The sequence below is a fragment of the Allofrancisella inopinata genome (genome assembly GCF_012222965.1).
Classification (GTDB): Bacteria; Pseudomonadota; Gammaproteobacteria; order Francisellales; family Francisellaceae; genus Francisella; species Francisella inopinata.
Map to the genome: position 1 here is coordinate 320,960 of NZ_CP038241.1, position 15,841 is coordinate 336,800.

Consider the following 15,841-nt stretch of genomic DNA (forward strand, 5'->3'; position numbering starts at 1 on the left):
ATGTTTTTAAATATTAGTCTGTGCTATAATTTTATATAGGATCTATCTTAGCATACATCAAGGTTTTATTTATGATGAGTTTACAAGAAGATAAAATTACAGCCCCAATTTTTTTCAAAGAATATATAAATGGCTTTTTTAAGCTTAATATAGGTGAGTATAACTATCCACTGATTTTATCCGCTAATAAGATGATAGAATACGATGAAAAGATAACTTCGATTAATGATATTAAGAAATCTCATTTAAAGTTAATACTTAAAACTAATCCAGAGATTGTAATTTTAGGTACAGGCAATAAACAAGTTTTACCTCCTATAGAGGTTATAAACGAATTAGCTAAAGTCGGTAAAAGTGTTGATTTTATGGCTAGTGATATTGCTTGTAAAACCTATAACTTACTTGTTAATGAAAATCGTATTGTAAGCTGTATAATTATTTAAAGAACTATTTTTTTTTAAAAATATAAGTGTTACAATTAAATTGGTTATGTGTAAATTGTAAGTGTAATACTCAAAGGAGAAACATTATGAAAAAAGTAATTAAGTTGGGAGTTTTTTCTCTATCAGTTATGGCGTTAGCAGGTTGTTCTACACTTGGGTCAGATAGTCCAAGTGCTACTGGTAGCCAAGATAAGGCTAAAGCTCCAGACGTAAGCTCATCAAGTACAGCTCCTACTGCAAAAGTAAGCTTAAAACAGAGCTCACAAGATAAAATTGTAGCAATAATAGTTACAAATTATAATAACAATCCAGAAGGTAGTGTTAAGCTACAATGGAAGGCTCCAAGTGACACTAATTGTTATGATACTAGTTTCCCTATTACAAAATACGGTGAGAAAAATGATAAAACTTGGGCATCTGTAGAAACTAAGCAAGCTGGTAAGTATTGTAAAGGTACATGGACAGCAAATGTTGTTTATGACAAGCATGTAATCGCTACTGATTCTATTACTATATAATTAGTGTTAATTGTAACTTCTTTATAAAAAGTTAGACTTATTAAAGACTTTATCGATTAGTTAATTTATTTCATTCTAAAAAATATTTCCTTATAATCATTTTTTCAAAAACTAATTTTTTATGTCAAATGATTGTTTTGAAAAATTTAAAGTTTGTAAAGTCTATTAATCCAATGGTGGTTGTAATATAATGTAAAACTAAAATAAGAAGTAAAATTTAAACTTAAAACTTAAAACATATAGTGGATAGGTGGGGATGAAGAAAATATTGTTATTTTGTTTGGTAAGTATTGGTTTGGTAAGTTGCAGTACTTATAATTCTTTTATAGATAAGCTTTATAGTCATGATGATGCTGTGTCAGTAAATCCAGATGATACTTTAGAGAATCCGGACCAAGATGGTGAAGCTGTAGCTTATGATACTCCTACAGCTTCCTTAACACTTAAGTATAAGCCGGCTACTCATGAGATAGATGCTCGTATGGTTACTAATTGGAATGGAGCTCCTCAAGGCACGGTATATTTAACTTGGTTTGCTCCAAAAGATACAGATTGTTATAGTACATCTTTCCCTATTGCTAAATTTAAAGAAACAGAAGACTATACTGTTGACAGTCAAAGTGTTCTTAGTGATGATAAGGTATGTGCGGGTACTTGGAAAGCTGTAGTAGTAAATAAATCTGATAATTCAGAATTAGCTAAAGCTTCTGTGATAATAGGATGATATTCATACTTCTTTTTCAAGACTTATTGCCAGCTTGCAACAGTCCCTTTATGTTGGAATTGGTATTACAGTTTTTTAAAGATAGAAGCTTGTGACTTCTATTTATGTTAAACTGTTTATTCCAGTAATAAAGAAATATTACCTAATGCTAAATTTTCTTAAAAAGATAACATACCAAGATATAATCTTCTATTTTTTATGTATATCTTTATTTATAGTTTTTCTAATGCCTTTTATGCCTTATAGTACCCTAAATTTGATTAAAACCTCATCTGGTGGAAAGACAATTTATTTAAACGATATTCTCTCAGAAAATCTTTATTTGTTTAAGGTGAGGTATCTTATTTTCTACTATACTTTATGTATTTGTAGTATAGCAATCATCTTTAATACAAAACTTTTAGCTAAATTAATAAACTATTTTAAAAGCTTTAGTAAATTGGTCCAAATCTCGATAGGTTTGTTTTTCATATTTGGGTTAATCTCATCATCTTTTGCTATCTCCCCCTCGATAGCTTTTAAGGGAGTAAGTGTTACTTTCTTACAATTTATTTGTGTAACGTTCGTTGCACACTATACTAGCCAAAATACTACTGCGATAAAAAATTTTTACACGATAGTTTTGTTGTCTTTAATATTTTTTGGTGGCAGTTTGTTTTTGCATTTGTTTTTGTCTAATTTTTCTATTTATGGTCAAGTAATAGCCGGTAATATTCAGAAGGTCTTGTTATATACATATAACTGCCTGAATCCTCGATTTTTAGATAACTATTTTAGTTGGTTTATTCCTTTGTTATTACTGCCTTGGTTTATTAACTTAAGAGCAATATTTAAAGTAGGTTCTTTAGTAGCTTTGATTATGGTTTGGTTTGTGCTTATTAATCATGCTTTTAGGACAGTCATCGCTGAATACATAATTATACTTCCATTACTTGCATTTTATAATCGTAAAATGTTTAAGCTAGTATTGAAGGTTTTTACTGTAAGTATAGTTATAGCGATTGCTATTAATTTTATATATATTAACTATATTATGGCAGTCCCAAATCAGGAGGTTTCTACTATTTTTAGGTATGATACATCTGGGCGTATACCAGTGTGGATAGAAGCCTTTAAGATAGGCCTTGAATACCCTTTTACAGGAGTAGGCCAGTGGAATTATTTAGCTATTACTAGATATGATTCTGCTGGTTATCCCCATAATTTATTGTTAGAAATTTGGTCACAGTGGGGTATATTAGCATTTGCAACGGCTATAGTAGTTATTTTAACTGCCATTAAGAACTTATTTAAACAGCGTAAAGAAATATGTGAAAATCCATATTACTGTATTTTCATAATGATGTTAACAGCTGGAATGATAGACGGTATGTTAAATGCTATGTTTAAAACATCATTAGGTTTATTTGGTTGCGTATTTGTAGTTGGTTTTTGTTTATCAATTTTTAAACCTAGTGGATATAGAAATACAGAAGTATCTAGGTTAGCTCTTTTAGTTACTAGATTGGCAATTTTTGGTAGCTTATTCTGTATAGTAATTTTGCCTTTAATTTTTTCACCGCTGTGGATTTAGCAATAAATTAAAATTATAATTTTAATAAATAAAAATAAATTTACATTATTTTATATGAAGGTAGGCAGAATTAATATAATAAGAGAAGATATGATAAGTAACTATAGTTCTCATTTTGACGTTTTTTTTTCATATCAAAATATGAATGGCTTGATGAGGGAGACGTCATCATTTGGAGGGCAAAAGCAGTTTAATAATACTATACCAACAAGAAGAGCTCTATTTCTAGCTGATTATAATAATCATAGCCTTATTGATAGTCACGTAAAATCTTTAGTTATTAATGATAATATTTTTCCAGAAGAAGTTTGGATGGGAGGAATAGATATAAGATATCCGCTATCTAAGATTAAAAGGTATTCTACGAACTCTTTTTGGAATGCTAGAGTTAAAATTCATATTTTGCCTGTAGATAACCGTCAAAATATTATCTCGCAGGTTAAAAAAACAAGCTATTTTGATAAGATATTTATGATACGAGGATTGTGTTACTGTATGACGAATAGGTTTAATTTTAGTTGTGCAGGCATAAGACATCCTATAAGACATCCATCTGATAGCTATAATAAATTTGAAGCGATAAGATTTTTGGAAAATTTGATTTCCCTATTAGATTTGAAAAATAAAGACTCTATGATTTTCCTTGGTGGTCCCATAGATTTAACAGAGTATAGATATAAGGCTTTTGAATCAAAAATGAAAACAGCAATATTAAGTTGGAAATTTGTAGCAAAAGTGATAGCTGAAAAGTATTCAACTAGCCTTATTGTAGATTTTGTATATTTAAATTTAGAAGAGCATATAAATGATCGTAAATTAAATGTCGGAGTCCCGTATATAAAAGATGATGGTTTAAGGATGTCCGCATTAGTTATTAGGCCTAAAAGTAATGATTTTAGTTACTCTAGGTCTAATAGTTTTATCGATAATGTAGATATCAAAAGAAATTTATTTAGTTAAATAATTTTGTATGGGACTTTCCAAATAAATGTGTAAATTCTTAATTAACCTGCTAGATTATATCTAGCAAAATATTAAGGATAGAAACGATGTCTAAGAATAAGAAGTCAGAAGATATTTACTCAGTTATTGCAGATCAAATAATAGATTCAGGTGTTGATGTTAATCAAATGTTTGAGAAAGATGGTTTGCTAAAGCAACTAACAAAACGATTATTAGAAAAAGCACTAGATACAGAAATGAATAGTCATCTTGGCTACTCAAAGCATCAACGCAGTAACTCTTCAAATGCTAGAAATGGCTATAGTAATAAAAGTTTATCTACGGATACTGGTAATATAGATATATCAATTCCTAGAGATAGAGATAGTAACTTTGAGCCTCAAATAGTTCCCAAAAGAGTAACAAAGATAAATGGATTAGACCAAAAAATAATATCTTTGTATGCTAAAGGTATGAGTACTACAGATATCCAACAACAGTTATTTGAGTTATATGATACAAAGATAAGTACAAGCTTTATAAGTGATGTTACAGAAGCTATTATTGATGATGTTAAAGCATGGCAAAATAGACCTTTAGAGTCAGTTTATCCAATAGTGTTTTTTGACTGTATAGTCGTTAAAGTTAGAGAAGACAAGCATATTATTAATAAAGCTGTGTATGTGGCTCTTGGCATATCGTTAACTGGTCATAAGGATGTATTAGGTCTTTGGATCAGTCAAAATGAAGGTGCTAAATATTGGCTAGGAGTATTTACTGAATTAAAGAATAGAGGCTTACAGGATATATTTATAGCATGTACTGATAATTTAAAAGGTATGTCTGATGCTATACAAGCTATATACCCTGAGACAAAGCATCAGCTTTGTATGGTTCATCAAATTCGTAATAGTCTTAAGTATGTGCCATATAAAGACAAAAAAGAGGTAGCTAGAGAGTTAAAGAAAATATATGATGCTGATACCATTGAAATAGCTCAATCTGAACTTGATAACTTTGCAAATAAGTATGACGCTAAATATCCTTTAATTTCAAAATCATGGACAAATAACTGGGATAATTTAACCGTATTCTTGCAATACCCACCAAAAATTCGTAAAGTTATTTATACTACTAATGCGATAGAATCGCTTAATAGTCAGTTTAGGAAAGTTATTAAAAATAAAAAGCTGTTTCCTAAGGATGACTCTGTTTTCAAATCTTTGTACTTGGCTATAGATTATTTGACTAAAAAATGGTCTATGCCTGTCAGATATTGGAATGAGGCTATGCCTTATTTCGCTATTGAGTTTGAGGATAGAATCCAGAGATTCATGTAACTGAATTTACACAGTTAAGTGGAAAGGCTCTTTTGTATAAATTTCCCAATAATAATTTTGTGCACAAAACTTTTTAATAGCGTTAATCTCCATTACACTCTCTACTGTTCCCATAATTTAATACTTTCATTTATTTGCTTAACAAATTTCGTAACTCCAACTTGATATTCATACTTCCCAGATAAGTCTTTTTTCAAACTAGGGTATGCTATACCAAAACCATAAACATTTTTGACTATTTCTCCTGTTTCTTTATCATAATCTCTATCACTAATACCATTTATATAAAGTTTACGCTTTTTAAAGCCTATTGAGTAAATAGCTTTATTAATCTTTGGCAAAAAATCACCAATATTTTCTCTCGTAGATTTTACCTGGATTAAGTTTTCTATTAAGCCCTGTTCTAAATATTGCTTTGCCCATTTAGCTGCAACCCCTTTTAGTCCTGTATTGTCATTTATAATTCCATCAGGCGTCTCAACTGCATAACTTATATCTTCAATATAAAAGTTTATAATTTTTTTAACCCCTATTTCTGCTAAAGATTTTAAAATTAAAATAGCAGAATGTGATGAACCAAAAACAGCTACAGTATCGGTGGAAGTTACCTTATTGACAAGTTTACTAGGATCAAGAGCAATTTTTAAGTTTATTTCTTCAATATCTTTATATAGTGCAGCTTTAGGTTCACATCCTATTGCTACAATAACCTTATCAGCAACTATATTTTGGTTATTGCACAAAGTAACGCATACTTTTGACTCATCAGATACTACATTTGTTACAACATTTTTGTATGTGTTGACTTTATTCATCAAAATATTTGTTGAATACTCAAGTGGTATAACTATATCTCTTAAATAGCAAGTTTCTTCTTCTTGCATACTAAAAATACTAAATTTATCTTGCTTATCATGTAAATCAAATAATTTATATGATAAAAGAAACTCTTTAACTCTCTTAACAGAGGTGTTACCAGAGACATTACGCCATTTTTTACCAAGATCTCCTACACTAAAATCTGAGCAAACCCAATAAATATTCTCACCCTTTACACCTGTATCTAAGAGTTTAGCCACTGCTGTTATACCAGCGACTCCACCGCCTATAACTACCCAAATTTTTTCCATGATTAATCCTCAATAATTATAAAAACTTTGAACTTTTTTTATAAAATCTGTAAGTTCACTTGGTAATAAATCATTTACACCAGCAGCAGCTTCTCGACCTCCACCATTGGAAAATTGCGAACAAATCTCAGATGCTCCTTTAGGATTATTTTTAGGAGCTCTAAGACTTATTAAATAATTACCATTTTCTTTTTGTGTAGCAACTATTATAGCTTTATCTCTATATCTGTTTGCTAAGTCATTGCCTAAAGTACCACTAATTCTTCTAGCCCAAGGCTCATTAGGTAATTCTACAAAATTAACATACTCTAATTCTTGGATACCTAGCTTTTCCAAATTCTCATTATCTTTTTCGAAGCCTTTTTTAAGTACATAAAAGCAAGATTTTTTATCGGCGATTATCTCAAACGGCGTATCACATTTCATTAACTCTCGATATAAATCTTCTGGTTGATAATGCAAATCATCAATTGAACTGCCATAACCATTATAATTAATTAAAATCCCAAACTCTTTTAATTGATCTTTTTGCTTTGGGCTTAAGTTTAATTTATCTGCTTCTAGCTCTGCTTTTTGAAACAAGTTATCACCATAAACTGCTGCTATCGCCCATAAATGGTGTTCGTTATTTAGACTTTCGCTAACAAGTAACGCTGTACAGACATCTACTGTCAAGTCTATCTTTAAATTTAGCTTAGGGTGACTAATAAGCTTATCTGCTTTATGATGGTCAAAATAATTTATCTGCTTAGCAGATTGCAAGAGCCTTTTAATATCTTCAACGTTCTTATCAAAAGATATATCCAAAACTGTAATTTCCGAACCTTGAGCTTGTAAATCACTAACTTTCTTACATAAATCTATATCCCTTTTAACTCCTGTTATCAGTTTTTGGTTAGATTGTTCTACGGAAAAAGCTTTTCTTAACTGAACTAGTGATAAGATGCCGTCAGCATCACCGTTAAATATATCTATATGCATTTTTAAACCTTAGATTATTCCCCTAGTAACAAGATAATCAATAATTTTTTGAGCACACTCCTTTATAGATGTTTCTTGCGTTTTAACATAGATTTCCGGATTTGTTGGCTTCTCATAAGGAGAGCTTACCCCAGTAAAGTTAGTAATATTACCTTTTCTTACTTTTTTATATAATCCTTTTGGATCTCTTTTCTCACACTCTGACAAATCAGTATCAATAAATATCTCAATAAATTGATCTCTACCAATAAGTTCTCGTGCTTGCTCTCTTTCAGAAACAAAAGGCGATATAAAAGCTGTGCCAACAATTAATCCAGCATCTGCAAAAAGTTTAGCAACTTCAGCAATCCTACGGATATTTTCAACCCGGTCTGGCTCATCAAACCCCAAGTCTTTACTGAGTCCATGACGGATATTATCTCCATCTAGAAGATAAGTATGGCAACCTTTTTCATATAACATTCTATCAACAGCATTGGCAATAGTAGATTTCCCGGAACCACTAAGGCCTGTATACCATAGTACCACAGACTTATGACCTTTTTGCTTTACTCTATCCTGGTGTAAGACACTTGCATTATGCCAAACAATATTAGACATTTACTCTCCTGTATAATGGATAAATCAACGGAATCATTACTATGCAAGATAATGTATAGATTATAGACACTAATTTCTCAAGTCTTTTGTTCCCCAGTGTGGGAAGTGCTTACGGATTAAAGAATTTAATTCTAGTTCAAATTCTGAGTATTCAGCTGGTGCTTCAGGTAATATTTTTTCAGCTAATGGAGAAAGTACCATACCTGCACCAACTGTTACATTTGTTAGTTTATCAATTATAATAAATGCACCTGTTGCTCTATTTTTTTGATAATCATCAAAACAAACCTTCTCAGAGAGGTTTAAATTTGCCACCCCTATCTCATTAAGTTCAAGCTTACCGCAATCTGTATCTGCCAATGTATTAACGTCTGTTTTATAATCAAATTTTTCCACACTCATTGATGTTTGCTTAGTTAAAAATTTAATGTAATAATCCTTATGCTCAACCATTGGCTGCTCTGCCATCCACACAATACGTGCTTTAAGACGTGATGAAACATGGCTAATAGCATCTTTATGTACAATCATATCTCCACGGCTGATATCAATCTCTTCACTAGTTGTAATTGTTATAGCTTGACCACATTCTGCTTTCTCTAACTGTCCATCAAAAGTTTCTATAGACTTGATAGTCGTAATCTTACCATTTGGCAAAACTCGAATAATATCACCTACTTTAGCTTCACCAGAAACTACTGTACCTTGGAACCCTCTAAAGTCAGAATTAGGACGACAGACTAATTGCACTGGAAAACGAAACTCATTATTAACTGCATTATCAATTTTTATTGTCTCAAGGTATTCCATAAGTGCAGAACCTCTAAACCAAGGCATATTCTCACTTTTAGTAACAACATTATTACCTTTAAGTGCTGATATAGGGGCAAAACGAATATCTGGAATCTCTAAACTACCAGCTAATTTTAAATACTCTGCTTGTATGTCTTTATACTTTGTTTGAGAGTATTCTACAGCATCCATTTTATTAACAGCCACAATAACATGCTTAATTCCAAGTATTGAGCAAATATAGCTGTGTCTACGAGTTTGAGTTTGTACACCTTTTCTTGCATCAATAAGGATAATAGCTAAATCACAATTTGAAGCTCCAGTAGCCATATTACGTGTATACTGTTCATGGCCTGGAGTATCAGCGATAATAAATTTTCTTTTATCTGTGGAAAAATACCTATAGGCAACATCAATTGTAATCCCTTGCTCTCTTTCAGATTGCAAACCATCTACAAGCAAAGCAAGGTCAACTTCGTTACCTTGAGTGCCAACTTTTTTACTATCTTCTTGTATAGCAGCTAACTGATCCTCAAAAATCATTTTACTATCATGTAAAAGCCGACCTATAAGAGTACTTTTACCATCATCAACACTTCCACATGTTATAAACCTAAGAAGCTCTTTTTGTTCGTGTTGCTTTAAGTAAGCTAATATGTCGTTAGTTATTAGTCTATTGTCGTTAGTCATTAGTGATGCCTTTTATGGATTTTATTAAGCCAGTTAGCATCTTTCCTATTTGATCTAGCTGGTTTATTAATTGTGAGCTTTTTTCTTTATTAATATAGTTAATTTCAGTGCCAACTATAATTTGAGTTTGCAATTCAGCTAAAGAACCTCTAGCAATATCTAAAAATCTGACTTTTTCTTTATCTGATATTCTTTCTATACCTTCAGCTATATTACTAGGGATAGAGAGAGCACTCCTAGTTATTTGGTCTCTAAAACTATAATCTCGTAACTCGCCCATTAGCTTATAAATTTCTGTACAAATATTAATCGATTTTTCCCACACTTCTAATTTTTCACATTTCATAAATAGTCCTTAGTTATTAGCCTTTGTTAATTAGTCGTTAATCATAAGCTTTTCTAGTCGCTATTAAAAAATATGTTAACTAAGCAAATATCAACCAACGACTATCGACCAAAAGCTATTAGCTAGAAATACCCCTCAATCTTCTTTTTCTCCATAGATCCAGAACTATCTTTATCTATAGCTCGACCTTGCCTTTCAGAAGTTTTAGTTAACAACATTTCTTGAATAATTTTTGGTAATGTATCGGCTTCAGACTCTACAGCTCCTGTTAATGGATAACATCCTAAAGTTCTAAACCTGACTATTTTATTGACAGCCTTTTCTCTTAGCTCTTTAGGAGTTCTCTCATCATCAATCATCATCAATATACCTTCATACTCAACTACAGGTCTTTCTTTAGCAAAGTATAAACTAGGTATTTGAATATTCTCCATATAAATATACTGCCAAATATCTAGCTCAGTCCAGTTTGAAAGTGGAAATACTCTTATACTCTCACCTTTGTTTACCATACCATTATAGATGTTCCAAAGTTCTGGCCTTTGATTCTTAGGGTCCCAACGGTGATTTTTATCTCTAAAAGAAAATACCCTTTCCTTTGCTCGAGACTTTTCCTCATCACGGCGAGCACCACCAAAAGCAGCATCAAACTTATATTTATTCAGAGCTTGTTTTAGGGCTTGAGTCTTCATGATATCCGTATGCTTAGCACTACCATGGCTAAATGGCCCAATTCCTTGCTCAATACCATCTTGATTTATGTACACTAGAAGCTCAAAATCATATTCTTTTGCCATCTTATCTCTAAACTCGATCATTTCTTTAAACTTCCATGTGGTATCAACATGTAATAATCGAAAAGGTATTTTGCCAGGGTGAAATGCTTTACGAGCTAAGTGAAGTAATACAGATGAGTCTTTACCTACCGAATAAAGCATCACTGGGTTTTCAAATTGAGCTACTACTTCACGAAATATTTGTATTGATTCATTTTCTAGTTTTTTTAAATGGGTTTGCACTTATCACTCCACTAACAAGTTTTCAAAAAATTAAACAAATTTCGCTACAAGATAACAATCTAATTTTTTTTGGATATTAAATACATTTTTTTTAGTGGTAAATAAATAATATATGTTTTAAAGTAAGCATACTTATTTGGATAAACTAGCATATGATAAAAAGTTTTTTTAAAAACTGATGGAGTAAAACCTGGATTTCTATATACTATATTTTTAATATATTCTATTCTATATTTACATGCATATCTATCAAAAAACTTATCGTTATTAGATACTAAAATATTGCTTGTAAAATTAAAAAAATCCTTAAGAAGCTTACTTAAATCCATTACTGATCTATATTCACCAAATTCCTCTAGTATAATTTCATGGAATTTCTTTTTATCAAAATCTAAATTTTGGATAAAACTAATTATATCAATTAACCACTTAATTCTATGCCATGCAGATCTATATCCATGTATAACAAGATAAGATAAACAGTACTCATTCTTTAGAACCCGATAAGCCCTAAAAGCATACTGAAAATTTTCTGAACATTCACTATAAATGTCATATTTGAAATTTCCTATAATTAAAGGTCTCCAATGAAGTTCTAGTGTGATGTTGTACTTTTTGTTAATATATACAATATCCTTTAGACCTTTTCTAACAAGTGAGTTTTTTGATATAAATTCAATAGAAAAAAGATCTTTATCAAAACAAAACCCCAGATCTAATAATAGCTTATGTGCAGTTTTTAGCTGATTTTCTTTTATTAAAATATCTATATCGTTATAAACCCTTTTACCTTTATTTCCATAAAGCTTTTTATCTAGAGGTAATCCTTTAAGTATAATATTTTCTACTTTATTTTCATCAAATTTTGCTAATATGTCTGAAAGGATTTTCTCCATTAGTAGTTGCTTTTTTACTATTTTTTTTGTTCTCAAATTTAGCTGACTATAATTAAAGCCTGGTATATCCATATCTTTTAAAATTGGAAGGACTATTAACTCAACTTTATGGTAAGTAATCAATTTGAATAATCTATCAAAATTAACTTTCTTTATATTTTCTGTATCAAAAGAGTCGACATAACTATGCCTATATCTGTGAACATGTTTTCTTATTAGATATAAAAGAAACTGAAATGTAACATCTGATTTATAATTAGACAAAACCATACCTTACCATTATTTCCTTATGATCTTTTATAATCTGGTTAATTTGCTCTTGTGATAATGTATCTAAATAATCAGAAGCTTTTCCTTTTCTAAAAAAACTCTTTGCATTTGGAGCTTTTTCCTGGAAGCCTTTTTCTTCTTCTTGTTTTTTTAGATTTTCAAAACTACTAAATTCAACTGCTTTTTTTATCCTTTTTTCATCTGCTTCTAACCCTAAAAACTTTATTGCTTTTGTGAATTCTTTTATAGGGTTAACAACCATATCTTCATATCTAAGGAAAATTTTGTCTATTGGTGCATTTTCCCAACTTTTAACATGATTACTCCAAGTTAAATGCTTTTGTCTAAGTTGATTTGGCATGGTTTTATCAGAGCTACAAAGAGCAAAATCTTCCTGAGCCATATTTTTTATGGTTTTATTCACATCCTCATGTCCATTATGATGAGTAAATGATACAGCAACGTCTAGAGGGTTTCTAATAAGGTAAATCGCCGCCTGTCCGGCTGGATTACCCAATAATGGTTGTTCTTTAACGTAAGTGTAAGCATCATGAATTTTATGAAATTGTATACTATCATTTGCTTTCCAATCATCATACATAGCTGGTCTCATGGCATCTATTTCATCTAAATAAAGATCTGCTGAGTCTATTCCATATAATCGATCAAAATGGCCTCTAGAACTAGCAATAGGGGTTCGCTCTAAATCATCTATAGATGCTGGCTTATCAGAATCATTAATATAGTTAGTTAAAAAAACTCTAAACCAAGTATTTCCAGACTTAGGGTAAGAGGCTAGCCAAACAGTTTTATAATTAATTTTCTTCATTTAATAAATAAATTCCCATAGAATTTCATATAGTATACAATAATGTAATTTTAGATACCTAATAGAATTGTAATGTTTAAACATGAAGTTTATGATCTAAAGTTGAATTCTAAAATTGATTTACCATTTTTAAATAGTATTAAGAATTGTGATTTACAGCAAACAGATCTTGAAATAGAATTTATAAATAATTTTATACCTACTATAAAAGAACAAATAAATAAAGGATTAAGTGTAGATACAGAGGGTGACCTTATCTTAGATATCCCAAATATTTGTTTTTATAAAATTACTAACAATCAAATATTTATTCAACCTTACAAAGGTGTAGATACACAGACTATAGCTAATTTTTTGGTAAGCGCTGCGATACCATATTTTTTTGCTAAGCAAGGAAGAGTTATTTTAAGAGGGTGCTCTTTTACAAAAAAATGTAAAACTGCCAATTTACTATTAGGTAACTCAGGGGTAGGTAAATCTACTCTATTAGCTGCCTTTGCAAAAAGAGATTATAAAATATTATCAGATCAGTTTTGTATATTATCGATAGAGAATAATAAAGTATACGTTCAACCTGCTTTTCCTTACATAAAACTTTGGTTTCAAGCTACAAAAATACTTAAAATAGATAGTGAAACGCTACTGAAAGTTCGTCCAAACTTAAAAAGATTTTACTGGAAGGCTCCTTTTTGTAATGAAAAATTAGAAGTAAAACATATCTTTAAAATTAAAGAACAAAACTTAGAAAATAAAAATTTGATTGAAAAAATTACGGGCATAAAAAAAATAACCTTACTACAAAGCTGCATTTTTGGAAGTGATTTAACTAGCTTAGATAAAAATGACAAAATAAATATAGCAAAAACAATTATAGTATTAGCCACTCAAGCAACTTTTTTTAAAGTTTTAAATATTCGAACAAAATCAACTATAGATAGCTTAGTAAAACTAATAGAAGATGAGTGTAATGAAGAATAATACAAAAAATATATATTATTTTTACTTATATATTAAAGACGTGATAAGACATTCTCCGCATAGATTCGTAATTGGTTGTATCCTAACAATTATAAATATTTTTTGTGCAGGTATAGGTTTATTGTTGCTTATACCATTATTTCACTTTTTTGGCTGGAGTAATGAAAGCCAATACTTTGTAAATACAAGTCTGCCAACATTTACTAAACTTCCTAAAGAAGTTTCAGTTTTTATTGTTTTAGCTTTTTTTTTATTTTTAATAACGCTAGCAGCTATAGTAGAGTACATAAATACAACCGTCACAAACTCATTTAAAAAATCTTATCTTTATAATTTAAAAAAAGATTTTAACTACAAAATAGCTCATGCTGGCTGGTCTTATTTAATAAGAAATAAAATAAAAAATATTGAACATTTATTTTCTAGTGGATTATCTCAAATATCTACCTTAACAATATTCAGTTTTCAAATGATATCAGCTTTGCTTATAGCCTTTATGTATATATTATTTGCTTTAGTGATATCTCCATGGTTAACGTTACTTACTATATTTTTATCTTTGCTAGTTTTTGCTATAACGTACAAGTTTAATCCTATAGTGAATGGTCAGAAGAATTTTGCTATTCATACAAAAATTCATTGCGCTTTTAGTTCCTTTTTAGATGGAATAAAATTAGCAAAAAGCTATAATGCGATAGATAATTATATAGATCACTTTGATACTCTAAATAAACAAAGTGAAGCTGTACAAATGGAATTTATACGTTCACAAAAAATAGTTTCTTTATTTGTAAAAATATCTTCAGCTATAGTAATAGCTATATTTTTTTATACTGCTCTAATTATATTTAAAATACAACTAGTATCAATGATTGCATTATTGTTAGTTTTTTCAAGGCTATTACCAAACCTGGCGACGATACAACAAAACTATTTTCGTGTCTTAAATATTGTTCCGATATACATACAAATAAAAAACATGATGGTAGAACTTGAAGAAAACCAAGAAGCTCCGCAGAGAAGCATAGAGATGCAACTAAAAGAAAAAATTCAGATCAAAGATGTCAGTTTTTCTTATGCAAAAAAGAAAGTATTAAATAATTTAAACTGCTGCTTATTTGCCAACCAAACAGTAGCTATTGTAGGACATTCTGGCGCTGGAAAAAGTACTTTTGCTGATTTATTATTAGGTGTTTTAACTGTAGATGAAGGATACATAAAAATTGATGATATTATATTAGACCAAAAATATACATATAGCTGGAGAAGATCTATAAGTTATGTGCCTCAAGATACATACCTTTTTAATGAAAGTGTTAAAGACAACCTTCTATGGGCAGCACCAGAAGCTAAAGACAAAGACATTTATGAAGCTCTAAAATTAGCAGCCTTGTATGATTTTGTTACACAGCTTCCTAATGATATAAATACTATCATAGGAGATAGGGGAGTATATTTATCAGGAGGTCAAAAACAAAGACTTGCCATAGCTAGAGCTCTATTAAGAAAACCCAAAGTCTTATTACTTGATGAAGCAACAAGTGCTCTAGATATGCAAAATGAAGAAATAATATATGAGACTCTAAAAAAGCTTAAAGGGCAAATAACTATAATTATTATCACACATAGATTATCAACTTTAAGAGCTACAGATAACATTTTAGTCATGGATAAGGGCACAATTATAGAGCAAGGAAACTACGATGAATTAAGCAACCACAAAGATTCTCGATTTAATGAAATTTTTTCACTCAGCAAATAAAATACATA

16 protein-coding genes are annotated in these 15,841 nt (G+C 30.1%); 8 read left to right on the plus strand and 8 right to left on the minus strand.

Translation table 11 applies throughout. The annotated features are described in order from the left end of the window. Window positions 1–71: 71 nt before the first annotated feature. The 6 genes from E4K63_RS01440 to E4K63_RS01465 all read left to right on the plus strand — a co-directional run bounded on the left by E4K63_RS01440 (window position 72) and on the right by E4K63_RS01465 (window position 5,540). Entirely contained in the window at window positions 72–443 is a 372-nt protein-coding gene (locus tag E4K63_RS01440; protein WP_133942188.1) for an Mth938-like domain-containing protein, read from the plus strand. 86 nt (window positions 444–529) lie between these two features. Beyond that, window positions 530–961 (plus strand): TUL4 family lipoprotein, encoded by a 432-nt coding sequence (locus E4K63_RS01445; protein WP_133942189.1) that lies wholly within the window; start codon window positions 530–532, stop codon window positions 959–961. A 256-nt stretch (window positions 962–1,217) separates the two neighbouring features. Next, window positions 1,218–1,685, plus strand: a complete 468-nt coding sequence (locus E4K63_RS01450) for a TUL4 family lipoprotein (protein ID WP_133942190.1) — start codon at window positions 1,218–1,220, stop codon at window positions 1,683–1,685. Between the two features lie 145 nt (window positions 1,686–1,830). Continuing rightward, window positions 1,831–3,258, plus strand: coding sequence for an O-antigen ligase family protein (locus E4K63_RS01455; RefSeq protein ID WP_243830497.1), 1,428 nt, complete (start codon window positions 1,831–1,833; stop codon window positions 3,256–3,258). A 54-nt stretch (window positions 3,259–3,312) separates the two neighbouring features. After that, on the plus strand, window positions 3,313–4,218 hold the full coding sequence (locus E4K63_RS01460; protein WP_166666905.1) for a hypothetical protein: 906 nt from the start codon (window positions 3,313–3,315) through the stop codon (window positions 4,216–4,218). 89 nt (window positions 4,219–4,307) lie between these two features. Next, the gene (locus E4K63_RS01465; protein WP_179965676.1) at window positions 4,308–5,540 is read left to right on the plus strand and encodes an IS256 family transposase; all 1,233 of its coding nucleotides are present in this window, start codon (window positions 4,308–4,310) and stop codon (window positions 5,538–5,540) included. A gap of 101 nt (window positions 5,541–5,641) precedes the next feature. Here the strand turns inward: E4K63_RS01465 and E4K63_RS01470 are convergent, their stop codons facing one another. From E4K63_RS01470 to E4K63_RS01505, 8 genes are all read right to left on the minus strand, one after another. After that, window positions 5,642–6,670 carry an FAD-dependent oxidoreductase gene (locus tag E4K63_RS01470; protein WP_133942099.1) on the minus strand — a complete coding sequence of 343 codons (1,029 nt, stop codon included), beginning with the start codon at window positions 6,668–6,670 and terminating at the stop codon, window positions 5,642–5,644. A gap of 9 nt (window positions 6,671–6,679) precedes the next feature. After that, entirely contained in the window at window positions 6,680–7,651 is a 972-nt protein-coding gene (locus E4K63_RS01475) for a DHH family phosphoesterase (RefSeq protein ID WP_133942098.1), read from the minus strand. 9 nt (window positions 7,652–7,660) lie between these two features. Continuing rightward, window positions 7,661–8,251: an adenylyl-sulfate kinase gene (cysC, locus tag E4K63_RS01480; RefSeq protein WP_133942097.1), complete on the minus strand. Its 591-nt coding sequence runs from the start codon at window positions 8,249–8,251 to the stop codon at window positions 7,661–7,663. Between the two features lie 69 nt (window positions 8,252–8,320). Continuing rightward, window positions 8,321–9,733 (minus strand): sulfate adenylyltransferase subunit CysN, encoded by a 1,413-nt coding sequence (gene cysN, locus E4K63_RS01485; RefSeq protein WP_133942096.1) that lies wholly within the window; start codon window positions 9,731–9,733, stop codon window positions 8,321–8,323. After that, window positions 9,726–10,079: a four helix bundle protein gene (locus tag E4K63_RS01490; RefSeq protein WP_133942095.1), complete on the minus strand. Its 354-nt coding sequence runs from the start codon at window positions 10,077–10,079 to the stop codon at window positions 9,726–9,728. The genes cysN and E4K63_RS01490 overlap by 8 nt, the downstream gene beginning before the upstream one ends. Before the next feature lie 122 nt (window positions 10,080–10,201). Next, window positions 10,202–11,098 (minus strand): sulfate adenylyltransferase subunit CysD, encoded by an 897-nt coding sequence (cysD, locus tag E4K63_RS01495; protein WP_133942094.1) that lies wholly within the window; start codon window positions 11,096–11,098, stop codon window positions 10,202–10,204. A gap of 59 nt (window positions 11,099–11,157) precedes the next feature. After that, window positions 11,158–12,264 (minus strand): nucleotidyltransferase family protein, encoded by a 1,107-nt coding sequence (locus E4K63_RS01500; protein ID WP_133942093.1) that lies wholly within the window; start codon window positions 12,262–12,264, stop codon window positions 11,158–11,160. Then, window positions 12,251–13,093: a sulfotransferase domain-containing protein gene (locus E4K63_RS01505; protein ID WP_133942092.1), complete on the minus strand. Its 843-nt coding sequence runs from the start codon at window positions 13,091–13,093 to the stop codon at window positions 12,251–12,253. Before E4K63_RS01505 ends, E4K63_RS01500 begins: the two co-directional genes overlap by 14 nt. Before the next feature lie 72 nt (window positions 13,094–13,165). Between E4K63_RS01505 and E4K63_RS01510 the strand changes: the two genes are divergently transcribed. Together E4K63_RS01510 and E4K63_RS01515 are read left to right on the plus strand one after the other, a co-directional pair. Continuing rightward, window positions 13,166–14,071 carry a serine/threonine protein kinase gene (locus E4K63_RS01510; protein WP_133942091.1) on the plus strand — a complete coding sequence of 302 codons (906 nt, stop codon included), beginning with the start codon at window positions 13,166–13,168 and terminating at the stop codon, window positions 14,069–14,071. Beyond that, entirely contained in the window at window positions 14,061–15,833 is a 1,773-nt protein-coding gene (locus E4K63_RS01515) for an ABC transporter ATP-binding protein (protein WP_133942090.1), read from the plus strand. Before E4K63_RS01510 ends, E4K63_RS01515 begins: the two co-directional genes overlap by 11 nt. The last annotated feature ends 8 nt before the right edge of the window (window positions 15,834–15,841 follow it).